Origin of the sequence: Paenibacillus sp. CF095, assembly GCF_900101225.1 — a bacterium.
GTDB lineage: Bacteria > Bacillota > Bacilli > Paenibacillales > Paenibacillaceae > Paenibacillus.
Window position 1 is genome coordinate 129,092 of record NZ_FMZN01000005.1, and the last position, 21,918, is coordinate 151,009.

The 21,918-nt window shown below is 47.4% G+C and carries 23 protein-coding genes and 1 riboswitch; of the genes, 13 read left to right on the forward strand and 10 right to left on the reverse strand.

From position 1 onward, the window contains the following. Positions 1-39 precede the first annotated feature (39 nt). The 8 genes from BLS69_RS26755 (at position 40) to nfsA (ending at position 8,209) form a co-directional block, all read left to right on the forward strand. Entirely contained in the window at positions 40-528 is a 489-nt protein-coding gene (locus BLS69_RS26755) for a GNAT family N-acetyltransferase (protein ID WP_176873055.1), read from the forward strand. A 56-nt stretch (positions 529-584) separates the two neighbouring features. Next, a complete protein-coding gene (locus BLS69_RS26760) occupies positions 585-1,736 on the forward strand; it encodes a protein kinase family protein (protein WP_091038141.1) in 1,152 nt (383 codons plus the stop codon). Positions 1,737-1,836: 100 nt separating this feature from the next. Then, complete coding sequence (locus BLS69_RS32875; protein WP_283945829.1) at positions 1,837-2,238, forward strand: metal-sensitive transcriptional regulator; 402 nt, start codon at positions 1,837-1,839, stop codon at positions 2,236-2,238. 58 nt (positions 2,239-2,296) lie between these two features. After that, on the forward strand, positions 2,297-2,497 hold the full coding sequence (locus tag BLS69_RS26770; protein ID WP_017691004.1) for a copper ion binding protein: 201 nt from the start codon (positions 2,297-2,299) through the stop codon (positions 2,495-2,497). Between the two features lie 217 nt (positions 2,498-2,714). Beyond that, the gene (locus BLS69_RS26775) at positions 2,715-5,204 is read left to right on the forward strand and encodes a heavy metal translocating P-type ATPase (RefSeq protein WP_091038369.1); all 2,490 of its coding nucleotides are present in this window, start codon (positions 2,715-2,717) and stop codon (positions 5,202-5,204) included. A 353-nt stretch (positions 5,205-5,557) separates the two neighbouring features. Then, positions 5,558-6,718 carry a YhgE/Pip domain-containing protein gene (locus tag BLS69_RS26780; RefSeq protein WP_091038143.1) on the forward strand — a complete coding sequence of 387 codons (1,161 nt, stop codon included), beginning with the start codon at positions 5,558-5,560 and terminating at the stop codon, positions 6,716-6,718. A 155-nt stretch (positions 6,719-6,873) separates the two neighbouring features. Beyond that, positions 6,874-7,473, forward strand: coding sequence for a TetR family transcriptional regulator (locus tag BLS69_RS26785; protein WP_091038144.1), 600 nt, complete (start codon positions 6,874-6,876; stop codon positions 7,471-7,473). Beyond that, complete coding sequence (gene nfsA, locus BLS69_RS26790; RefSeq protein WP_091038146.1) at positions 7,466-8,209, forward strand: oxygen-insensitive NADPH nitroreductase; 744 nt, start codon at positions 7,466-7,468, stop codon at positions 8,207-8,209. Before BLS69_RS26785 ends, nfsA begins: the two co-directional genes overlap by 8 nt. Before the next feature lie 335 nt (positions 8,210-8,544). Here the strand turns inward: nfsA and BLS69_RS26795 are convergent, their stop codons facing one another. The 7 genes from BLS69_RS26795 to BLS69_RS26825 all read right to left on the reverse strand — a co-directional run bounded on the left by BLS69_RS26795 (position 8,545) and on the right by BLS69_RS26825 (position 14,342). Further along, on the reverse strand, positions 8,545-9,375 hold the full coding sequence (locus BLS69_RS26795) for a TatD family hydrolase (RefSeq protein WP_091038148.1): 831 nt from the start codon (positions 9,373-9,375) through the stop codon (positions 8,545-8,547). An 85-nt stretch (positions 9,376-9,460) separates the two neighbouring features. Next, positions 9,461-10,360 carry an ABC transporter ATP-binding protein gene (locus BLS69_RS26800; protein ID WP_176873058.1) on the reverse strand — a complete coding sequence of 300 codons (900 nt, stop codon included), beginning with the start codon at positions 10,358-10,360 and terminating at the stop codon, positions 9,461-9,463. 37 nt (positions 10,361-10,397) lie between these two features. Then, positions 10,398-11,156, reverse strand: a complete 759-nt coding sequence (locus BLS69_RS26805; RefSeq protein ID WP_091038150.1) for an ABC transporter permease — start codon at positions 11,154-11,156, stop codon at positions 10,398-10,400. Continuing rightward, positions 11,156-11,446 (reverse strand): thiamine-binding protein, encoded by a 291-nt coding sequence (locus tag BLS69_RS26810; protein ID WP_017690996.1) that lies wholly within the window; start codon positions 11,444-11,446, stop codon positions 11,156-11,158. The genes BLS69_RS26805 and BLS69_RS26810 overlap by 1 nt, the downstream gene beginning before the upstream one ends. Positions 11,447-11,662: 216 nt before the next feature. Further along, complete coding sequence (locus BLS69_RS26815; RefSeq protein ID WP_091038151.1) at positions 11,663-12,703, reverse strand: ABC transporter substrate-binding protein; 1,041 nt, start codon at positions 12,701-12,703, stop codon at positions 11,663-11,665. Positions 12,704-12,924: 221 nt separating this feature from the next. Next, positions 12,925-13,037, reverse strand: a riboswitch (TPP riboswitch). 145 nt (positions 13,038-13,182) lie between these two features. Continuing rightward, positions 13,183-13,938 (reverse strand): NAD-dependent epimerase/dehydratase family protein, encoded by a 756-nt coding sequence (locus BLS69_RS26820; protein ID WP_091038153.1) that lies wholly within the window; start codon positions 13,936-13,938, stop codon positions 13,183-13,185. Between the two features lie 17 nt (positions 13,939-13,955). Further along, positions 13,956-14,342, reverse strand: coding sequence for a VOC family protein (locus BLS69_RS26825; protein ID WP_047840371.1), 387 nt, complete (start codon positions 14,340-14,342; stop codon positions 13,956-13,958). Positions 14,343-14,516: 174 nt separating this feature from the next. On the opposite strand from BLS69_RS26825, the gene BLS69_RS26830 reads away from it, so the two are divergent. Further along, positions 14,517-15,026 carry a DUF2798 domain-containing protein gene (locus BLS69_RS26830; protein WP_371129103.1) on the forward strand — a complete coding sequence of 170 codons (510 nt, stop codon included), beginning with the start codon at positions 14,517-14,519 and terminating at the stop codon, positions 15,024-15,026. A 428-nt stretch (positions 15,027-15,454) separates the two neighbouring features. Here BLS69_RS26830 and BLS69_RS26835 read toward each other — a convergent pair whose 3' ends face one another. After that, positions 15,455-16,690: an MFS transporter gene (locus BLS69_RS26835; RefSeq protein ID WP_091038155.1), complete on the reverse strand. Its 1,236-nt coding sequence runs from the start codon at positions 16,688-16,690 to the stop codon at positions 15,455-15,457. Between the two features lie 387 nt (positions 16,691-17,077). Here BLS69_RS26835 and serS point away from each other — a divergent pair, with 387 nt between their 5' ends. Next, entirely contained in the window at positions 17,078-18,376 is a 1,299-nt protein-coding gene (serS, locus tag BLS69_RS26840; protein ID WP_091038157.1) for a serine--tRNA ligase, read from the forward strand. Positions 18,377-18,440: 64 nt separating this feature from the next. Here the strand turns inward: serS and BLS69_RS26845 are convergent, their stop codons facing one another. Together BLS69_RS26845 and BLS69_RS26850 are read right to left on the reverse strand one after the other, a co-directional pair. Then, positions 18,441-19,058 carry a hypothetical protein gene (locus tag BLS69_RS26845; RefSeq protein WP_091038159.1) on the reverse strand — a complete coding sequence of 206 codons (618 nt, stop codon included), beginning with the start codon at positions 19,056-19,058 and terminating at the stop codon, positions 18,441-18,443. A gap of 16 nt (positions 19,059-19,074) precedes the next feature. Then, positions 19,075-19,278 carry a hypothetical protein gene (locus BLS69_RS26850; protein WP_076253873.1) on the reverse strand — a complete coding sequence of 68 codons (204 nt, stop codon included), beginning with the start codon at positions 19,276-19,278 and terminating at the stop codon, positions 19,075-19,077. Between the two features lie 180 nt (positions 19,279-19,458). On the opposite strand from BLS69_RS26850, the gene BLS69_RS26855 reads away from it, so the two are divergent. The 3 genes from BLS69_RS26855 to BLS69_RS26870 all read left to right on the forward strand — a co-directional run bounded on the left by BLS69_RS26855 (position 19,459) and on the right by BLS69_RS26870 (position 21,912). Further along, entirely contained in the window at positions 19,459-20,565 is a 1,107-nt protein-coding gene (locus BLS69_RS26855) for an Ig-like domain-containing protein (RefSeq protein ID WP_091038160.1), read from the forward strand. Between the two features lie 383 nt (positions 20,566-20,948). Next, a complete protein-coding gene (locus tag BLS69_RS26865; RefSeq protein WP_091038163.1) occupies positions 20,949-21,500 on the forward strand; it encodes a GrpB family protein in 552 nt (183 codons plus the stop codon). Positions 21,501-21,504: 4 nt separating this feature from the next. Continuing rightward, positions 21,505-21,912, forward strand: a complete 408-nt coding sequence (locus BLS69_RS26870; protein ID WP_091038165.1) for a ribosomal maturation YjgA family protein — start codon at positions 21,505-21,507, stop codon at positions 21,910-21,912. Positions 21,913-21,918: the final 6 nt, after the last annotated feature.

Here is a 21,918-nt window from a genome sequence, read left to right on the forward strand (position 1 = left end):
ATAATAATGTAAAATTCAGTAGATGAAAGAGTGATGGGGATGAGTACAGGTACGATTAACATCAGAAAGGCAGAAATGAGGGACTACTCTGGCGTGTCATTATTGATGGATGAGTTGCACCAGATGCATGTCGAGGGGCGGCCCGATCTATACAGAGCGTTAGAGACCAGAATGGAGGAAAAGGAGTTCACCGAACTGCTGGAAACGGATAAGCGTTACCTGTATGTTGCCGAGTCTTCGGAAACGGGTTTGATTCTGGGTTACGGGAGTGCGCAGTTAAGTGTTATTCAAGATAACTCGTTGATGGTGGATCGTAAGTTGCTGTACATCCATGAACTTGTAGTGGATACCAAGCATCGGGGCCAAGGAACAGGCAAACAGTTACTACAAGCATTCATCGAGCTAGGGAGAGAGCTTCAGGCAGACAGCGTGGAATTATCCGTGTCGACTTTTAATTCTGGGGCACAGGCTTTCTATGAACAGATGGGTCTGGTCGTACGCAGTAGCAGGATGGAGTATACCTTGTAAGGCACAACCAGTGGAGTGAAAGGAACATCGGCATGGAGGGGAGGGGAACGAAGGATATGGGAAGTATTAATGAAAAAGAACAACTTAGCGAGAATAACATTTTGCAATCTTCTGAGGATGTGGAATATCTTGTTCGCAGTGTGCAGAAACTGTTGGAAGAGCCTGACGCAGTAATACAATCTTGGGAAGTTGAACCCATCAATCCGGGACGTCTTAATTTCACCACATCAGGTATTTATCGAATTCGTGGAACAGCTACTGCAGCTGGAGCATTACTATCATGGTCACTTATCTTGAAATGTATTAAACCGGACTCAGCAGAGAAGGAAGATGTTACATACCATAACTATTGGAAAAGAGAAGCTGAGATATTCTCATCAGGAATACTGGATCATTTGCCGGGACGTATCATAGCTCCGCGTTGTTTCTCTGTACAGTACAGATTGGACCACACCATTGGGTTGTGGATGGAAGATGTGTCTTGTCATTCGAAGTGTGATCATGTCTGGCCCCTGGATGATTGGGGATGGATTGCGGAACGCCTTGGTGAGTTTCACGGAGCCTATCTGACGGGAGCCCCATTACCTCAACAAGAATGGATCTGCCCGAGTTGGCTCAAATCTTGGGTTAGGGGATGTCGTCAGTATGCTCCTGTAATCCAAAAGCAAGCCCATTCAATCTGGCAGTGGTTCAACCAATATAGCGAGCAGTTGGACAAGGTTATAAATACACTGGACCAATTACCACGAGTATTGTCACATCAGGATTTGGGGCAAGGCAATATATTTATGCCAACAGAACGTCTGGACGATAGCGTACTTACTCTTATTGATTGGCAATTCATGAGTATTTCTGGTGTTGGTGAAGAATTAGGAAAGCTATTTGGAGTTAATGCAAGTTTGGGTCATATTGCAGCAGAGGACATATTTACAGCTAAAGAGGAAATGTTCGATCGCTACATGTATGGACTTCGGACAGCGGGGTGGATGGGCGATGAAAGACTTGCAAGGTACGGCTACTGTGTCGCCATTGCAGCTCGAAGTATGTGGGAAGTCCCTGAGTGGTTGAAATGGGTGGAACAGTCCCAGTCTGTTTCAGATATTAATGATGAGTTTAATCGGAAAATGAGTGTCCGTAGTCAGATCATTACTCTTCAGATAGAGATGTCATTCGAGGCAGCTGAACTATCTCATGCTCTATTTAATTAGGTAGGGATTCATCCATTTTAATAAAATATCAGAATACTCTTGAATACCCCCATGGGGTATGTTACTCTTAGAAAAGAACGAAAGAAAAGGGGTGTTCATGATGGATCATCAGAGCCATCCCGAGGAACCTTTGCAATCCTCCAAGTCAGATTCAACGGAAGCTTTGGCTACAGTCCAAGAAGAAGCGGTATCCTGTCATGCCGAGGGCAGTGATGGGAAGCATGTGCGCAAGAGTCACCATTCGCAGGAGATGAAGAGTAACCTGGTTTCTCGTTTGAACCGTGTGGAAGGTCAGATTCGCGGGATCAAAGGATTGATCGAGAAGGATACGTATTGTGATGATGTGCTGACGCAGATCGCGGCGGCTCAGTCTGCTCTTAATTCAGTAGGCAAACTTTTGCTTGAAGGCCATATGAAGAGCTGTATCGTTGAGCGTATTCAGGCTGGTGAACATGAGGTTGTGGATGAACTGCTGGTTACGATGCGGAAGTTAATGAAGTAAGCTGAATCAATTCACCTATTTAATTTATCATTTAATATACCCCAAGGAGGAATTTACAATGTCTAATGTTACGTTGAACGTTACGGGAATGTCTTGCAATCACTGTGTGAAGTCGGTTGAAGAAGCTGTGAAGAATACCGGTGCGAGTGGTAAGGTTGATCTGGCAGCGGGAACAGTAGCGGTGGAATATGATGAGCAGACGGTGAACGTGGATCAGATCAAAGCTGCGATTGAAGATCAGGGATACGATGTAGTCTAACGGGATCACAGGCTTAAACCGAACATGCTCATGGGCGAAAAAGAGGTCAGAGTACCTTTTTCCAAGAGTCAGGTTTAAGCCTAATTTTCTGTCTGATATATACCCCTCGGGGGTATAGTGCAATGCAACATACAAAAATTGAATTGACATGAAAGGAGCTGACATGATGGATAACTCAACGAATAAACCAATGGATAGATCATCCGAACCCACACCAATGCCACCTATGGCAGAAGCACCAGGACTGAAGGCAACACTTCACATCACGGGGATGACCTGTGCTGCGTGTTCGACGCGAGTGGAGAAGGGATTGACCCGCATGGAAGGGGTACATGAGGCCAATGTGAACCTTGCGATTGAACAGGCAACCGTATCTTATGATCCGAAGACAACCAACGTGAATGCGTTGCGGGATAAAGTAGAGGCTCTTGGCTACGGTACGGTGTCCGAATCAGTTGATTTGAACATCACCGGTATGACGTGTGCCGCCTGTTCTGCCCGGATTGAAAAAGGTCTTTCCCGACTACCGGGGGTATCTCAGGCGAATGTTAATCTGGCGCTGGAAACAGGGCATATCGAATATGCCGCTGGTGCATTGAAACCTTCGGATATTACCGCCAAGATCAAGCAGATGGGCTACGGTGCTGAACTACAATTGACGCAAGAAGAGACCACATCGGTTCGTGAACGTGAGCTGCAACGCAAAAAGTGGAAATGGATGATCTCTGCGTTGTTATCGATTCCTTTGCTGTGGGCAATGGTGGGGCATTTCTCGTTCACATCCGGAATCTATGTCCCAGATCTGTTCATGAACCCTTGGTTCCAGCTGATTCTGGCAACGCCAGTACAGTTCGTGATTGGATGGCAATTCTATGTGGGGGCATACAAAGCCTTACGTAACGGCAGTGCCAATATGGACGTTCTCGTGGCACTGGGTACCAGCGCAGCGTTTTTCTACAGTCTGTATCTGACGTTATCCAGTGGGTACTTACCTTCTACGACGACGATGGATCACGGCGCAATGGGAACGAGCACAGCCGCCATGCCTTCGGTAGAACTCTATTATGAGACAAGTGCAATTCTAATTACGTTAATTTTACTGGGAAAATGGTTCGAAGCTGTGGCGAAAGGTCGCTCTTCACAGGCGATCAAAAGCCTGATTGAACTGGCTCCACGTGAAGCCCGTGTCATCCGTGATGGACAGGAAGTTATGGTTCCAGCCGCATATGTTGCGGTGGGTGATCTGATCCTGGTGAAGCCGGGGGACAGTATCCCGGTGGATGGTATTGTTGAAGAGGGCCAATCCTCTGTGGATGAATCCATGTTAAGCGGAGAGAGCCTTCCCGTGGATAAAAAGCCAGGAGATCCCGTTACAGGTGCTACGCTGAACAAAAACGGGGTATTACGACTACGTGCGACCCGAGTGGGATCGGACACGGCTTTGTCCCAGATTATTAAAGTAGTCGAGCAAGCTCAGGGCTCCAAAGCACCGATCCAGCGGATTGCAGATGTCATATCGGGTATATTTGTTCCGATTGTCGTGGGTATTGCCGCGCTGACATTCTTGATCTGGTATCTGTTTGCAAGTCCAGGTGACTTCGCTGGTTCCCTTGAAAAAGCGATTGCCGTGCTTGTCATTGCCTGTCCATGTGCACTGGGGCTGGCAACACCGACCTCTGTCATGGCTGGATCAGGACGTGCGGCTGAATATGGCATTCTGTTCAAGGGCGGCGAACATCTGGAGTCGGCACAACAGATTCAGACCGTGGTGCTCGACAAAACAGGTACAGTGACCCAAGGTAAACCCGTCCTTACTGATGTTGTTACGGCTCCGAATTGGACGGAATCCGATCTGCTTGAGCGAGTGGGAGCGGCCGAACAGAGTTCCGAGCATCCGCTGGCAGAGGCGATTGTTGCGGGTATACGTGCCAAGGGTCTGGAGTTAACCCCAACAGAGAAGTTTGAGAACATACCGGGATACGGCGTGCGAGCTTCATTAAAAGGACAGGAAATTCTGGTCGGCACACGGCGGCTGCTTGCGGATGAACAGGTGAATGTCTCAGAGGAAACTGTTCAGCAAATGAACCGACTGGAAGAGCAGGGACGTACAGCGATGTTGGTTGCGGTGGATGGTCAGTGGGCAGGTATCGTGGCTGTGGCTGATACCATCAAGGATACCTCTCGCGAAGCCATCGGTCGTCTTCAGGCGATGGGGATCGATGTTATCATGATCACGGGAGACAATGAGCGAACAGCTCGCGCTGTAGCAGAACAAGCAGGGATCCGTAAAGTTCTGGCTGAGGTTCTGCCGGAAGGCAAAGCAGCGGAAGTGAAGAAACTTCAGGAGAGTGGCCTGAAAGTTGCGATGGTAGGTGACGGCATTAATGATGCTCCGGCACTTGCTACTGCTGATATTGGGATGGCCATCGGAACAGGAACGGATGTAGCGATGGAAGCGGCGGATATTACGTTGATGCGTGGTGATCTGAACAGCATTGCAGATGCGATTGAGATGAGCCGGCGCACGATGGGTAACATCAAACAAAACCTGTTCTGGGCACTTGGATACAACGTTATTGGTATTCCTATTGCGGCAGTTGGCTTCCTGGCTCCATGGCTGGCAGGGGCAGCGATGGCGTTCAGCTCCGTGTCGGTTGTACTGAATTCGCTGCGTCTGCAACGCATGAAGCTGAAGAGAAGTGAATAACTGACCTTTGTTTGGAGATATATTCAACGCCTCATTGTCAATGAAGTGAGGATGAATAAATACGCGGTTCGCTGCGGCGGACCGTGTTTTTTTGTTGAGAAAAAATACAGTTGAGTCGCCAGAAAGTAAGCCTGAATCGTTGGTATAGATGTTCTTTTCTACAGAGAAATGATAGCATAATGCTCTTTTGTGAAAATGGATCAATTGCATTCATGAATAAAGCTTATATTTTCTGAATTTTTCAAAAATGAGTTGACAATATGGACATATTCACATAAAATTTAAACGATCGTTTGATTCAAACAACTGTTTAAATCAAATTAGAACTATTTGAGTAATGGAGGACACCTTTTATGTTACAGGCTTTACGTACATTGTTTAAAAAACCGCCAGTGATTGTAGGGATCGTAACAGCACTTATGTTCCAAGTGATCTTTAGCGTGATCTGGATGACCGCATATTCGGGAGTAAACGACCGCACGAAGGAATTGACGGTTGCGATTGTGAATGAGGACGGCGAAATGTCCAAAGGCATCGCAGATTCCCTCGCAGGAACACTACCTTTCCACACCGTATCTAATCTGAGTGCGGCTGAAGCGTTGGACCAGCTGAATCATCACCAAGTACACATGGTGCTCGATATCCCGGCTGGATTTAACGAATTGCTTCAGACGGCTGGCTCAACCGCCGAGATTAAATACACCATTAATGAAGCGAACCCGGTTACGATCAAAAGCATGATGCAAGGTGTATCACAAAGTGTGACAAACACAATTAACAAACAAGCTACAGCACAAGGGGTACAGACAGTGTTGACCGCTTCAGGCGCGCCTGCCGAACAGGCTGCTGAAGCCGCTACAAACCTGACTACCCGAGTGGAAGGAACGACAACGTCCATCAACCCGGTTAACGGGATGAATAATCAGATGGTGCCAATGATGATGGTACTGGCTTCCTATGTAGGTGCCATGATCATGGGGATGAACCTCCAGACAGCCATGGGTATGCTGTCATCTACCTATTCCCGCTTGACTTTGTTTGGCGCGAGAGTAGTCATTAACGTGGGTTCTGCATTGGTCGTTTCCTTGCTGGGATCATCGCTGATCGTGGCACTGGGAGGACAGATTGCACAAGGATTCGTTGCATTCTGGTTGTTCCAGGCGCTCTTCCTGTGCACGTTCATGTTCTTCTCCCAGTTTTTCCTGATCTGCTTCGGACCAGCAGGAAGTCTGTTCAACATCATCTCACTGTCCTTGCAACTGGTATCTTCCGGCGCAATGGTACCGCGTGAATTGCTGAACAGTTTCTATAGCGGCATTGGGCAGTACCTGCCTGCAACATACGCCGTTCAGGGTATTCTGAGCGTGCAGTTGGGAGGCCCAGGAGTTCAGTCTGCTGCGGGCTCTATCGTGATTGTATTGTTGGTTGCCGTTGCGTTGTCACTGGTTGTGACGTTGTTGAAAAAACAACGCATGCCAGCTATGGCTCCAAGCCCTGCTCAAGCAAACAACTAATACAGCAGATGCATACCACTGCATCATAGGATAGGACAAGCACCCCGATGATTTTCATCGGGGTGCTTGGTGTAATATAATAGACAGATGAATCGCTGGCTGCAGTCCTTGAGCTGGAGCGAATAAGATGAACGGACAAGAGGGAGCGGGACGGAATGACGGAACCGGAGTTGGATATCAAAACGAGGATATTGCTTGCAGCCAAAAAGCTTTTTGCACAGCAAGGGTATGACGGGACGAGTGTTCGTCAAATATGTGATGAGGCAGGTGCCAATGTGTCGTTGGTGTCTTATCATTTTGGCGGCAAAGAAAAGGTGTTCGAAGCATTATTTGAGCATTTTTTCCCGGGGCATATGATGAACTCGCTGGCGGAAGAGTCGATGTCCTCGCCTGTGGAAGGTATCCGCCGAATTATTGGTGAAGTTGTGAAGTTCACGATGACGGATCGGGAGATGAGTGATATTGTGCAGCTTGAAATTACACTGCGTACACATCGTACAGCTACCGTATTTCGTTTTCTAGACCCTGTCTGGACCCGAGTGAGGGAACTGCTGCAAGAGGGTAAGGATCAGGGATTGTTCCAGGTCGAGTCCGTATCTTATGCGATGCTTCAGGTTATGGGCGTGGCTTTGGCGCACAAACGGGCCAAGAATTCACGATTTGGCTTTGATTATCAGGATATGAATACAGACGAGCTCGCTGAGCAGACGATTGAGTTCGTACTTCGAGGATTGGGAGTGAACCACCATGAATGAAACCATTGAGTTGATGATGAAACACCGCTCTGTACGCAAATTCAAGCCAGACCCGGTAAGTGAAGAGCAGCTTGCAGCCATCGTAGCGGCTGGACAGATGGCTTCCTCTTCAAGTAGTGTGCAAGCCTATACCGTAATTGCTGTGACTGACTTAGAGAAAAAAGCCAAGCTGGCTGAATTGGCAGGCAACCAGGCCTATGTCAATGAATGCCCGGTGTTTCTCGTATGGTGTGCTGATCTGTATCGGCTGAGTGATGCTGCGAAACGTCATCTTCCTGAGAAGGAATCGTATGCCGATTCAACCGAGAATTTCATGGTAGCCACGATTGATGCTGCTCTGGCTTCCCAGAATGCCGCTCTTGCAGCAGAGTCGCTTGGTTTCGGAATCGTATATATCGGCGGGCTTCGGACCCGGATTGAGGAAGTAGCCGAGTTGTTGGGATTGCCGGAAGGGGTATATCCGGTGTATGGCATGTGTATTGGTGTTGCAGATCAGGAAACGGGGATTCGTCCACGTCTGCCACTGAATGCAGTTCTGCATCATAATCGCTATAATGCCGAGCAGAGCATCAAGGGTGTTGAGCAGTATGATGAGACAACGACGGCCTACATGAAAGAACGGACTAACGGTGAAAGAACAACTCCATGGTCCGAACTGATGGCGAAGCGTCTGACTGAGCCGACAAGGTTGCAAGTGAGACCGTTCCTGGAAGGCAAAGGCTTCTTGAAGCGTTAAGTTGAACTGAAGGTAGTTACACTTGCCACTCCGATGACAGAACAACCTTCCGATCGCTGTTATCCCCAGATTTTTTGATCCAATTTTTGTGAAGGTGAAAATCTAGCGATAGCGTATGCTTCCGAAGTAGCTTTCTTTCAGAAAGCTTTTAGGCGACCGCTCTGCTTCCTCAGGTTATTTCTGTCCTCTACGTTCCTGTGTAAAAATTCAGTTCAACTGATATATATAGTAAATTAGAAGTCAGTCGGAGCGAAACCGACTGGCTTCTTTGTGCTTTGTTGTAAAGTGCTGTGTTGGCAGGGCAAGCGAGAGTGCTTGCTGCTACCAGCTGGTAATCAAGTTAAGCCATAGAAACGCTTTGTGTTCTGATAAAAGAGACGGGCTGCCCGCTCGGTTCCCATGCCAGTGATCTCACTCCATGCCTGGATGACCTGTCTGGTCATGGCAGGGTGTGTCATTCGTCCCTGAAATGGTCCTTCGAAGGGCCAAGGTCCGTCGGTCTCGGCCATCACTTGTTCCGATGGATATTGCCGGGCGAGTTCGCGAATCTCTTCTTCATACAGAATATCCGGCGTGAAGGAAATGAAATAACCGTTGTCCGCCATGCGCCTTACGGTTTGGCGAGAACCTTTGAACCAGTGGAAATGAGCACGTCGGAACTGATATTGCTCCAGCAGATCACAGACGATATCGGCATCATCGTATACCGCATGAAGGACAAGTGGTTTGTTGTGCTTTTTGGCAAGTTGGATGAAACGTTCAAGCAGCTTGATATACCCGCTCTGATCGAAGTGCTGCCCTGCCTGCTCCGCTTCCTGACGATTGTAATAGGGAAGGCCGACTTCTCCTATGGCTGTGGCTTGTCCCATATGCTTCTCGATCCATTGGAAGAACAGGTCCATTTCTGCAACGGATGGTAGTTCCTGTTCCGGATGGAAACCGAAGGCCGGATAGATGTTGCGTGGATGTTGCTTTGCAAGCTCCAGGTTGGCCTGGGCAGAAGCGAGATTCATGGACACGGCGATGACTGCCTCGACTTGTTGAGACGGGAAAGATAGCAGCATCTCGCGTTGTTCGTCAGGGGTATACTGATCGAAGTGAATATGAGCATCAATTAATGGTGCAAAAGCTTGAGAATGCACGCGGGAATTCCTCCTTGTGGTCATTTATATTCTAACTATGTTACGCAGAATTTCTTATGGTGGATCACCCAATAAAGGAAAATAATAACTTTAAAAACCCGCGCTATTATTATAGGCGGGCTTTCTGCTGTTCTTCTCTCATCCACTGAGCAATCTGCCGTTTACGCTCCAGAAAAGCGGATTCCTCCGTAATTTCTTCTCGTCTTGGGCGATCAAAAGGAACATGTACCTCGTGCAACACTGTTGCAGGTCGGTTGGATAATACATAGACCCGATCCGCTAGCAGTAATGCTTCTTCGATATTATGGGTGATGAACAGCACCGAGCGGCGGTTCTGTTCCCAGATATCAAGTAGCCAGCGCTGCATGTCGCTACGTGTCAGTGCATCCAGTGCGCTGAAGGGTTCGTCCAGTAGCATCAGCTCCTGCGGACTGAGCAGGGCGCGCAGAAAAGCAGCACGCTGCTGCATTCCGCCCGACAGCATATGAGGATAGGCCTGCTCAAACCCGGCAAGACCCACGCTGCTTAACCACTTACGAGCTTCCGCAAGTGCTTCGGCCCGAGGGGGAGCACTTGAAGCTACTTCACCAGCAAGCAGTACATTGTCTTCAATGGTACGCCAAGGGAAAAGAGCGGGTTGTTGCGGCATATAACTAATCTTGCCACGCTGTCCCGTTACATTCTGACCGTTCATAAGCACTTGGCCTTCCTGTGGCTTCAGCAGACCACCGATGATATGGAACAGGGTGCTTTTGCCACAGCCAGAAGGTCCAACGATAGCAACAAACTCGCCTTGCTCCACAGTCAGGGACAGGCCGTTCAGAACCGGTAACCTGCTCCGCCGTTCACGGAATGATGCATGAACATTAACAACGTCCAGTGCAGGTGGAACCGGAGCAGGAGTGGCAGGTCGATCAGGCGTAGCCGGGTGGAGTTTTTCATCGTACTTTGGCTCCATTACACTTGCTCCTCGTCCAGGCTGGACTTGTTTTTCCTGTTGCCGATTCATATGGTCATCACTTCCTAATATACAGATTACATCTTTACTACCGCTTCTGTGGCCGCCAGCGCACGAGCAGCTTCTCCAGTAGTGCAATGAGCAGGAAGAGCAGTAAGCTGAGAGCGACAATAATCATGATTGCCACGAATAAACGATCGGTGCGATAAGCCGACTTTTGCAGCATCATATAATAACCAATACCCTTGTCTGCACCAATCCATTCGGCAATGATGGCACCCATCACGCTATAGGTAGCGGCGATTTTGACACCGGAGAACACGGATGGCAGCGCATGGGGAAGCTCCAGCTTCCAGAAAATCTGATGACGTTTCGCACCAGCCATGCGCATATAGTTCATCATCGCCGCGTCAGTACGGGTCAAGCCATCCATCGCCGCCACTGCAACAGGGAAGAAGCAGACGAGGATGATCGTAATCAGCTTGGGCAACAGCCCGAATCCGAACCAGATTAACAGGAGTGGCGCGAGCGCGATGGTCGGGATATTTTGACTAAGAATAAGTAAAGGGTACAGGGCTGACTTGAGAAAAGGGACCAAATGCAGCACCATCGCTATCAGTAATCCGACCGCTGTGCCAGCCGCGAATCCAATCAGCGTTAACTGAATGGTTGCGGAAGCGTGCATGCCAAGCCGTTCGGCCTGGGTTGCCGCTTCGCGGGCGATGTCGGACGGTGCAGGCAGCATCCATTTCTCAATATGGAAGAGGGAGACGGCTCCCTGCCATATCGCTATAAAGAGAATAACCGCCACAATGGGCGGCCATACACTTTTGAAATAGGCAGGCATTAGCGATACTTCTCCGTCAGGGTGTCCATGCTGAAGCCGGTAGGGCTATGGGCGATTTTGATCTGGGAGATGATGCTTGGGCTGCCAGCCTCCACGAGTACCTCGTGCATTTTACGGACAACCTCCAGCAGTTCCTCCAGTTCCCCCTCCATCGTGGTGTCGAGCGCGTTCACCTGATATTTCAGGCCGGATTGCTGAATAACTTCAATGGCGCGATCTACATAAGGGTAAGAATTCTCGCCATTTGGCGTTTTGGGAATAACCTGAATGCTAAGTAATGTGCTTGCCATGAGAGATCACTTTTCCTTTCGTGATAAATTGCATGAATTGAACCAGGTTTACACTCATCACTCCGATTGCAGTACCCTCTTACGATCACTGTTATCCCCGGATTTCTTTAATGAATTTCAATGGAGGAAATCCGGGGATAAAGGTGAGCGCTTCGCTTCTTCAGATGGGTTCTGCACTCTTCGTTCTTGTGTAAAAAAGTTAAACTTAAGCAAATTTTATTGGGGTAAAAAATCGTTCGTATATGCCTTGCTCACGTCGATCTGTTCATCCAGCAGTTTTTTGCTAAACATCCAGTCGGTGTAATTCTGCCATACTTCCTGCTTTTGCTCACCCCAGCGCGGGGCGTCATCCGTGTACTTTGGACTAAGCCATTTCTGGCTTGCCAGTACCAAGTCTTTATCTAGATCCGGTACGGCCTTGATCAGAATGTTCGCTGCGTCTTCGGGATGATCAATCGCATATTGATACCCTTCTGAAGTGGCTTTCAGGAATGCTTTCACCAACTCAGGGTCGTTTTGGATCGTCTGCTCGTTTGTTACAAGGACAGGTGTGTAGTAATCCAATGCATCTGAATAATCCTTCACATATAACATGTCGATCGGTTCTCCGCGCAGTTCGGCTTCAATACCTGTCCAGGCGTAGAAAATCCACGCGAAATCAATGTCCCGTTTCACTGCGGTGAAAAAGTCAGCGTCACCCATATTAATGTTTTTCACTTTGGATACATCGGCTCCGTCGCCTTCCATAATGGATTGCATCACGGCTTCTTCGACTGGGGAACCCCAACCGCCATAGGTTTTACCTTCAAAATCTTTCGGTGATTTGATATTCCGATCCGCCGGAGCAGCGAACCCGGATGTATTATGCTGAATAACTGCTGCGATGGAGACCAATGGAACACCCTGTGTGCGGGCTTGAGTTACACTCTCCTGATAACTTACGCCAAAAGGCACTTCATTCGAGGCAACCATTGTATCTGCGCCACCGGCACCTGGTTGTACAATCTCTACATTCAAGCCCTCAGCCTTGTAAAAACCTTGATCTACAGCCGCATATAGGCCGGTATGATTCGTATTCGGTGTCCAGTCGAGCACCACTTTAATATCTTTCAGGGCGGCAGTGTCACCTTTGTTACTGCTTTCCGCATTTGTGTTGCTGTTCTGTTCTGCCGGGGCAGCTTCTTTGCCGCCACATGCGGCTACAGTCACCATAAGCACGCATAAGAGCATCAATCCCATCGTTCTACGCCATTTCATCTGTAATTCTCTCCTTCGATATGTCCGGCCGAGTGGCACGGGGTACTCCTTGGCTTCATATCCAATCATCTTGCATAAATCAACAGATTTATACCAGTTGAGATCTGAATAACGTCACTTTTTTTAGCTCTCTGGCTATATAAAAGAACATTAAAAAAGCGTCCCGTATTCCGGGACGCGTGCAGGCGTTAGAGAGGTGGCGTTCAGCCATAGGGCTGTGCCATTTCGATATACTCCGATTCCTACGCTGGCATGATCCAGATCAGGTCTAAGGGTTAGTATCTTGGTGGGATACACTCTCAGCCGGCCAATTCCGACTCCCCTGGGAAACTATGAAGTTACGGGCATTACTAGGTGTAATTATAGGCCAGCGGGTGGAACGTGTCCAGTCAGGAACTGGATGGGGACACGTATGAACTTATCAAACAGGCCGTTATACATATGTATATCAGCCTGTTTAGATGTGTTATTTTCATTAATTATCGTGGCGAATCATATAAGGCAATCTGGCTGAGTGCAAATGCATCGGATTTTGGGGCATAACCTACCTGTTTCTGAGTGGTTTCCAGATTCAATCGTTTAAACCGATTATTCGAGATCCCATGCAGTATGGTGAAGGGCTCCAGATTGGTAGCTGTAATTGCTTTGAACATCAAATCACACAAGTCAGCCGGACTAATATACGCGCTCATATCCCTTGCTTCCAGCGCTGGTCCGTCCGGTTGAAAATCATCATATGCACCTATACGTATTGCTACACTTTGTAAACCTTCGGTATACGCAAAATAGGAAGCGAGCGATTCTCCAAAACATTTGCTAACCCCGTACAAATTCCGTGGGTGTGTTGGCATGTCCGGATAGACTTGAGCATCAATGGGATACCCCTCAATCGTCTGTGCACTGCTCGCCAGAATGACTCTTTGCACACCTTGGTCCTTAGCTGCACGGAATACATTAAATGTACCTTTGATATTGATGTCCAACAACGATTCATAGAATCCGGCATTCGGGGAAGGGTCTCCCGCCAGATGTACTACCACATCCATGCCTTCGCAAGCATGCTGACAGGCTTCAGGGTCTGTCACATCCAGTGTCATGATCTCATGGTCGGTTTCTTGATACGTATGCAGTCTGTCGATATTCAAATCCGTTAGTCGCAGGTGATATGCTTCTGACAAGTGTTGGGACAAGTCCCGGCCAATTTTCCCGGCTGCGCCGGTAATTAAAATGTTCATGAAATCAACTCCAATTCTTAGCGCTGGAAGAACTCAATCCATTCCTTTTCAGGTCCATAGATGAAGAAATAGCGGTAACCGTTAGGCAGTGTAATAATCTCTCCATCAATAAATACGGCTTTGGTGGCTTGGATGCGTTTGTACTCAGAATCAAGATCATCTACATGGATCGCAAAATGGTGTACCGTACCTTCGGAAGGCAGCTTGTCGCTGTAACCTTGAATTAACTCAATCTCAGTCTCATTACTTCCATTGAAGCCAAGGAAGGCGAGCTGAATGACGCCGTTGGTATGGGTTACCCGGTCTTTCAATTCAAGACCAACAATCTCCGTATAGAAACGCAGCGTGGTCTCCAGATCACGCACAGCAATGCCGACGTGGTCAATGCGTTTTTGAAAACTCATAATCCAAATCCTCCTTATACTATGAATCTTTCTACCATTTTAAGGGATATCATAGGGCTGTACTACATGGTTGTCAAATCCGGTTTTAATTTGGAAAAATTATAATTGTTCACAGAATGTTCACTTATGTGGTGGGTTTCCTCATCTCTATAATTACGAAGGTAAACAGAGAGGATGAGAGAATTGCCAACAAGCAAGAAGGAACAAATTATTTTCGGATTAATGATGTGTACAGGAATGGTCTTGGTCATGATGTTCTTCAATCTATGGCACAGTGGGTTACTCGGCAAAATGTCCCCGCTTGAGATACTGCTTCAATTCATATTATGTTTTGTCATCGCGTTTCTGGTGGAGTCTTTCATTGTTGGCCCTGTGGCGAGAAAGATTGCATTTTCTATGCCCTTCGACAAGTCCAATAAGATTCTAGGTGTGCTGGCTATGTCATTTTTTATGGTGATTGGCATGGTTCTGATCATGTCTTTGTATGGAATGATCTCGGCATATCTCGCTGATCAATTAAGTGGGTCATCCGTACTCCGTACGTATCTCCATACAATCGCTCGTAACTTCAGCCTGGCGCTTCCATATCAATTGATCATTTTGGGACCACTCGTACGATATGTATTCGGTAAATTCATCAAGGATAACGGGCCCGTAATGCCTGTCGTTAACAAAAGTGTGTGATTCGGTTGGCCATAAGTATTTCCTGGGCAATCTTGTGCAAAAGAATAGATATTATTCTCACCTTTAATGAAAGGTGAGAGAGAGGCAAAAATAGGGCACTTGCCACGATGATTACAGCGCTAACGAATCGAGTACACCTTATTAGTCCAGTTTTTAGGGAATAAAAAATCTAACGAATCTCAGCGGCGTTATTATGCAAAAAACCTCCAACGAGACCTTGAATTTGAGATAATTATCTATAATAACGTCTCTAGGATTCGTTAGATTTCAAACATGCAGAAATGGAGGGAAATAGCGTGTGCTAGGTTCGTTACAACAGAGTAACGCTACAAAAAAATGTCCACCGTCAGGTCATGACAGTAGACATTTCAATCTCAATCTCAATAATAGGTAATTCTAATTCTCAGGACTGCAACGACACATAACTGTTAAGTCGCTGGATCGACCACATGTTTGTTCTGCCATTGATACGTGATCACGCTAATGACAAGCAGGCCAACTGCAAAGATCGCAAGCATCCATGCAGACTGATTAACTGCCAGATGATCAAGACTCCATCCCGTAGTCAAAGGCAGAATGGCACCGCCAACTCCACCTGAGGCAATCAAAATGCTGGGTGTGGATTCTTCTGTTCCGGGCAGCAGTTTACTGGCGAAGACAAGGGCAATGGAAAAAATACCTGACATCGCAAGTCCAAGCAGCAAGATGATGAGAAATGCAGACCAAATTTGGTTTGTAAATGGAAATACCATTAACAAAAGAACAGATGCAAGACAACTGTACAGGACATAGACGCGGTATTGGAATTTCTCTGCGATATACCCGGCGAAGAGTCGTCCCACGGACATGGCAATCCAGAAACAGGTGACACTAAGCGCTGCTCCGGCTTCCTTCATGTTCATTTTCTCAATCAGAATCGCTGGCATGAAGTTCGCAAGACTCATCTCTGTGCCAACATATAGGAAGAAGAAGAGGACGAATAATACCAGAAGAGTTCTGTTACGGCCACGATAGGTTGGACTGGATGTACTTGCAGATGCGGGATGCATCTCACCCGATGTCCCAGCAGTGTGGGCATGTACTGAACCGTTATTAGAACTACGTCGCTCCAGAAACTTATCGAGTTCACCGAATGATCCTTTTGCCCAGAAAACAAAGGTCAGCGCTGCGCAGATCGCAACAACGAGAAAAGAAAGGCGCCAGTATCCGGCAGCAATCAGACCGCTGGCAATGAGCGGCATGACCATCGCTCCGATCCCAAATAACACTTCCAGTCGACTCATGGCAACGGCTGTATTGTCTTTAATTGCAGCGATGATAATGGTGCCAATAACAGCTTCAACCATTCCGAATCCAAAGCCGGCAGCGGGTGCAATGACGAACATCCAGCCCCATGGTGGCAACAACATATAGGATAATTCTGCAATGCAGAGCAACGCTGTGGCGATTAACAGGCCTCCCCGTTTACCAAAGCGTCTGTTCAGCCATGGAGATAACAATACACCACCGAGGAATCCGGCAAATTGAGCAAAGATCAGCGTTCCGCCTTGGCTATAATCTTTGCCGTAATGTTCAAGTGCAACCGGTAAAATGGAACCGAGCACAACGTGGGCAAGTCCAATCAGGAAATAGGACAGACATCCGATCCAAAGTAATTTTTTCATAAAGAACTCCTTCTACTTATATACATAAATTGAGGATCACAATAAAGCGCAATCTTGAAGACAAAGTCTATCATAACAGGACATGTTACGATGTGCCATGAATTCCTGATCGATACAGAAGGTTGCAATTTGGTCCGGCGTTCGTATATACTGAGACCAACAATTACAGATCGGACCATGCCGTTGAAGAGCATCCAACTCGGAGGCGTTTTCGCCAGGGGAGCGATATTTCCCCAAGTTAACCGGAACCGCCCGTTATCGCGGACCAAGAGGCTGGAAGCAGGATATCCTGATTCAGCAAGTTGGGTGGCACCGCGAGCAGAGCGCTCCTCGTCCCAAGGGATGAGGGCGCTCTTTGTATTTTTACAGCCAAAGGAGACGGTGACCATGTTAGAAATGAAATGGATTCGGGCACATGCAGAAGAGGTTCAGGCCGCAGCAGACGGAAAAAAAATCAAGATCAACATTCGCACATTGTTAGAGCGTGATGAAGAACGTAGAACACTTTTGCAGGAAATGGAAGAAGGTCGCAGATTGCGCAATACGTTATCTGCAGACATTGGCAGACTCATGCAAGCTGGGAGTCGGGAACAGGCAGAGGGTTTGCGGGCCCAGGTGAAACAGATCAATGAACAGTTGGAATACGTGGAAGTGAAGCTCGCCCCTGTGCAGGAGGAAGTAACCAAGCTGCAATGGCTGGTACCCAATATCGTATCCCCGGATACCCCGAAAGGCACGTCGGATGCGGATAATGTGGAGCTGCGACGTGTGGGAGAGGTGCCAACGTTCGAGTATAACACCAAAGATCACGTGGAGCTTGGGGAGTTGCATGATCTGATCGATATTCCTCGTGGAGTTAAGATTGGCGGTACGCGAAGCTATGTATTGAAAGGTGCGGGCCTGTTATTGCATCGGGCAGTACAGCAACTTGCGCTTGATCTGCTGCTAAAGCACGGGTTTACACCGATGGAGGTACCGCTGATGGTCAGGGAGGATGCGCTGGTGAACACCGGATTCTTCCCAACCGGTCGAGATCAGGTCTATGAACTCGAAGGGGAGAACAAGTGGCTGGTGGGAACTTCTGAAGTGCCGCTGGTCTCGTATTATGCCGATGAGATTGTTGATGTTCAAGAGCCTGTGAAGCTGGCCGCGGTATCGACGTGTTTCCGCAGTGAAGTTGGCTCCGGCGGACGTGATGTACGCGGTTTGTACCGTGTGCATCAGTTTGCCAAAGTGGAGCAGGTCATCCTCTGTGCTCCTGATGCAGAAGAATCGGAGCGCATGCTGCAAGAGATTACGGGACACGCCGAGGAATTGCTGCAATTACTTGAACTGCCTTATCGTGTTGTCGCTGTGTGTACCGGGGATATGTCGCAGAAAACGTACAAACAGTATGACATCGAGACCTGGATGCCAAGCCGCGGTGCATATGGAGAAACGCATTCGTCGTCGAATCTGCATGATTTCCAGGCTCGCCGTTCAAATATTCGTTGCCTCGATGCCGAAGGCAAGTTGGCCTACTGTCACACGCTCAATAATACGGCGGTGGCATCGCCGCGTATCCTGATTCCGTTGCTTGAGAATCATCAGCAGGAGGATGGAAGCATTCACATTCCGCCAGCCCTGCGGCCCTACATGGGCGGGGCCGAGAGCTTGATTTTGCCAGAGCAGGATGAAGTGAAGTAGAGAGGTTAGGTAACGCTCTAGGAAGTGAAGAATCAGCAAAGGAACCCCTTGACAGGGGTTCCTTCTAATTAAACATATGATCTGTTACCCACTGGTACTCTTGTTCAAGTCGAGCTGCCAATTTGGGATCTTCTTCGGCTGCAACTTTTCTCATGTATGTTAAATCAATCGTATCAAATTGACTGTAAATCAGGTAACGTGCCCACTCCAAGCTTCGGGCATCTGTCCAGTACTCGGAGGCTCTCAATCGATCCAAAATAAGGTCGTCTATTCCAATTACGTAACAGTAGCCTTCAGGTGTTAATAATTTGATAATCTTGTCTTTTGAACCTTCCAGTGTATCAGAAGGTATTTCGATAGGGATGTCCATTTCGGAGACATAATAATGTCTTCCTTCGTGAACGAAACCCAGATGATCAAATAAACTTCGGGCCAAATCATCTCTGATCATGACCAGATCAACATCAGCTGTCTTGTAACTTCCAGAAGTGTATAGTTCAACAGCATGTCCTCCAACAATAATGGCTGGATCTGCATCTAAATCATCAAGAATAGGAGTAATAATACCCATCACATAGAACTCTTTTAAATCACTTTTGGTCACATCAGCTGCAAGTTCCTTCAATTTTTGTTTAGCCCATTTAATTCTTTCCTGCATTTCTGGTGTTTGAATACGTTCCATGGTTCACCTATATTCTTTAACGCAGCTTCCATTCACGCTCGTTAATGATTTCAATTTGTCCAGATTCAAGGGCTTTTTTGAAACGATTGCGGGCTGTTTTCATCAATAGAACCATTTCGTCTTCAGGACGAATCTTGGTGGATGTCGAAGTGACTATAGCTTTCATACGTTTACGGTTATTTTTAGGTGAAACCATATCAAGCAAATTCTTTTCGATCATACATACCCCACCCCCATCTTTTAGGTTTATTAAAACAGTATTACGCGGCCTTCCCATATTATACAATGAAAATCATGAATTGTTCCAAGACTCCCACTTACGAAATTCAACTTTATGCAATTCGTATCCGATATAATATAATAGAAGTAAAATATTGGATTATGGGAGATGGAGATAGAAATGAGTAGAATCAAACTGGCGCTTCGAGGCACACTTGCTCTAATTATGACATTAACAATACTGGTCCCTTCGTTGGCCTTGGCGGCTACTGGTGACGTGAAGTCGATTGAAATAACCAATAGCAGCCCGCAGAAGATGAGTGTTTCCGAAACAGCTGCGCTTCAGGTGATGGCAACGGTAGAAGGTTTTGATAACAAGCAGGATGTTACCGAGGGCGTGACTTGGTCCACCAGTAATGCAGCGGTTGCGACGATGGTGAAAGGCAAAGTCAAGGCTGTAGCCGCAGGCGAAGCAACCATTTTTGCAGAGGTAGACGGGGCTAAAGCCCAGTTGGTTGTCAAGGTGCAGGAGAAAATCAAAAGCATCAAAGCTTCACCGAAATCCTACAGTTTCGTTAAAGGCAGTGAAAGTACACTTCCCAAAGTAAGCATTGTACGGGCGAACGGCAAGGAAGAAGATGTGACGTCCGAGATTGTGTGGTCTGTATCCACTTCTTCGGCTGTGCTGGAAAACGGTAAAATCAAAGGCGTTACACCCGGCAGAGTAATGCTGCAAGGCAAATACGGCTCAGAGACAGTGAAAGTTCCCGTTGCCGTGACGGACGAGATTACCAAAGTTGAGGTCACTCCTGCCACAATGCAGTTGAACATCAAGAAGTCCAAGGCGTTGAAGGTCATCGGCACCTATGCGAATGGCAAAACCATTAACCTTTCGAAACAAGTGATATGGACCTCTTCCAATACAAATGTAGCTATCGTGAAAAATGGAGCAGTCAAAACGCTGACAGAAGGACAAGCCACCTTGACAGGAACTTATCAAAATCAGACAATAAAGGCAGAGGTTACCGTTGTACCTTTGCTCAAAAAGTTGATTACAGGCCAGAAAAAACTGGTTTTGTCCCCACAGGGAAGTACAACGCTGAGTGTGATGGCACAGTATGATACGGGTAAAACCACTGTTGTGACGAACAGCGCGGTGTGGAGCAGCACAAAGCCGGGCGTAGCGACAGTAACAAATGGCAAGATCGTGGCTGTAGGCAAAGGTAAAACGTCTATCACGGCCAAGTGGGGCAACAAAAAAGTGACGATCCCTGTTACGGTAAAATAAATCTTCATATAATGAAGTGCTTTGCATCAATTCAAAGATAAAATCAGTACATGACACGTTAAAATCATCAATATCATCAATGTAACAGACAACTAGGGGCGTAGACATACGCTCCTTTTTGGATATATAGAAATATGTATCTGGAATGTCTTCTGCTAGAACAACAATATAACTGGATTGGATGGGATGAATATGAAAGCTTCGATTATAAGCTCAGACTCTAACTCTAGTGATCTGGCTTACCTGAAATATCTTCTTTTATCCCTAAGTTCCACACTTACATTTCAACGGAGTACTACGATTGAGCGCATGAAGCAACGCACCTATGAAAAATACAGAGAAGGTTACCATTTAAAATGTCATGGTGAAGAGGAGGTGCCTGAATGAAAGATCCAATGCAACCAGAGAACTGGCCTGCCTGGGCGACAGAGTCGGTAGAGATTGCTCCGGCCAACCCCAACTGGGACGCACAGGCTCAGGAAGAAATCCGGCAACTCAAACGTCTTCTACAGCAGTTTAATATCCATCAATTCGAACATATAGGAAGCACGTCCATTCCAGGGTTACCCGCCAAACCCATTATTGATCTGATGGCAGAGGTACAGTCATGGGACGACATGGATCTGATTGCCGATCAGCTGAATCCGGCGGGCTGGAATTACGTTCCGCCTGAACTGGATGGACGGGAGTACAGACGATTCTGCGTCAGGGTTAAGGATGGAAAGAGAGCTGTACACCTTCATCTAATGCGCCCGGGAGAAGAACGCTGGGATCGTCAAATTCAGTTTCGGGATGTGCTGAGAAAACGCCCAGATCTGGTGGAAGCTTACGCCGTCCTGAAGACGAAGCTTGCTGATGAGAACAAGGAAGATAGGGAATCGTATACCGCTGCCAAAACGCAATTTATTTTACAAGTGCTTGATGAAGGCGTGTGATTGATTGAAAAGCGTACTTATCAGAGACAGGCTGATCTATTTCTTCGCAGTCATGATGACCATGGCGGCAGGACTCGCATCCAGACACTTTGGTGAACGAATGCCGGGTTGGGTACATGAACATTTCGGGGATGCATTATGGGCGGGCATGATTTATTTCGGAGTACGCATGGTGTGGCCTCATCGCAGCTTGGTATGGGCGATGTGTTTGAGCTGCGTATTCAGCTGGATGATTGAGTTCTCGCAGTTGATTCAGACGGCTTGGCTAATTGAGATACGCTCAACCGTATTAGGTGCTCTTATTCTGGGACATGGTTTTCTGTTAATCGATCTGATTCGATATTCGGTCGGTATTCTGTGCATGGTTATGATAGATCGTTATTTCCTGAGAAATAAGATGGCTGGATCATGAAATCAA

Excerpts from the sequence above, each read along its gene's own strand:
- BLS69_RS26820 (WP_091038153.1), bottom strand. The coding sequence starts at position 13,938 with ATGAACATTTTAATTACCGGCGCAGCCGGGAAAATTGGCCGGGACTTG.
- BLS69_RS26770 (WP_017691004.1), top strand. The coding sequence starts at position 2,297 with ATGTCTAATGTTACGTTGAACGTTACGGGAATGTCTTGCAATCACTGT.
- BLS69_RS26865 (WP_091038163.1), top strand. The coding sequence starts at position 20,949 with ATGAAAGATCCAATGCAACCAGAGAACTGGCCTGCCTGGGCGACAGAG.
- nfsA (WP_091038146.1), top strand. The coding sequence starts at position 7,466 with ATGAATGAAACCATTGAGTTGATGATGAAACACCGCTCTGTACGCAAA.
- BLS69_RS26825 (WP_047840371.1), bottom strand. The coding sequence starts at position 14,342 with ATGAGTTTTCAAAAACGCATTGACCACGTCGGCATTGCTGTGCGTGAT.
- BLS69_RS26785 (WP_091038144.1), top strand. The coding sequence starts at position 6,874 with ATGACGGAACCGGAGTTGGATATCAAAACGAGGATATTGCTTGCAGCC.
- BLS69_RS26815 (WP_091038151.1), bottom strand. The coding sequence starts at position 12,703 with ATGAAATGGCGTAGAACGATGGGATTGATGCTCTTATGCGTGCTTATG.
- BLS69_RS26795 (WP_091038148.1), bottom strand. The coding sequence starts at position 9,375 with ATGACCACAAGGAGGAATTCCCGCGTGCATTCTCAAGCTTTTGCACCA.
- BLS69_RS26760 (WP_091038141.1), top strand. The coding sequence starts at position 585 with ATGGGAAGTATTAATGAAAAAGAACAACTTAGCGAGAATAACATTTTG.
- serS (WP_091038157.1), top strand. The coding sequence starts at position 17,078 with ATGTTAGAAATGAAATGGATTCGGGCACATGCAGAAGAGGTTCAGGCC.
- BLS69_RS26830 (WP_371129103.1), top strand. The coding sequence starts at position 14,517 with ATGAGAGAATTGCCAACAAGCAAGAAGGAACAAATTATTTTCGGATTA.
- BLS69_RS32875 (WP_283945829.1), top strand. The coding sequence starts at position 1,837 with ATGGATCATCAGAGCCATCCCGAGGAACCTTTGCAATCCTCCAAGTCA.
- BLS69_RS26835 (WP_091038155.1), bottom strand. The coding sequence starts at position 16,690 with ATGAAAAAATTACTTTGGATCGGATGTCTGTCCTATTTCCTGATTGGA.
- BLS69_RS26775 (WP_091038369.1), top strand. The coding sequence starts at position 2,715 with ATGCCACCTATGGCAGAAGCACCAGGACTGAAGGCAACACTTCACATC.
- BLS69_RS26755 (WP_176873055.1), top strand. The coding sequence starts at position 40 with ATGAGTACAGGTACGATTAACATCAGAAAGGCAGAAATGAGGGACTAC.
- BLS69_RS26805 (WP_091038150.1), bottom strand. The coding sequence starts at position 11,156 with ATGCCTGCCTATTTCAAAAGTGTATGGCCGCCCATTGTGGCGGTTATT.
- BLS69_RS26800 (WP_176873058.1), bottom strand. The coding sequence starts at position 10,360 with ATGAATCGGCAACAGGAAAAACAAGTCCAGCCTGGACGAGGAGCAAGT.
- BLS69_RS26810 (WP_017690996.1), bottom strand. The coding sequence starts at position 11,446 with ATGGCAAGCACATTACTTAGCATTCAGGTTATTCCCAAAACGCCAAAT.
- BLS69_RS26850 (WP_076253873.1), bottom strand. The coding sequence starts at position 19,278 with ATGATCGAAAAGAATTTGCTTGATATGGTTTCACCTAAAAATAACCGT.
- BLS69_RS26780 (WP_091038143.1), top strand. The coding sequence starts at position 5,558 with ATGTTACAGGCTTTACGTACATTGTTTAAAAAACCGCCAGTGATTGTA.
- BLS69_RS26845 (WP_091038159.1), bottom strand. The coding sequence starts at position 19,058 with ATGGAACGTATTCAAACACCAGAAATGCAGGAAAGAATTAAATGGGCT.
- BLS69_RS26855 (WP_091038160.1), top strand. The coding sequence starts at position 19,459 with ATGAGTAGAATCAAACTGGCGCTTCGAGGCACACTTGCTCTAATTATG.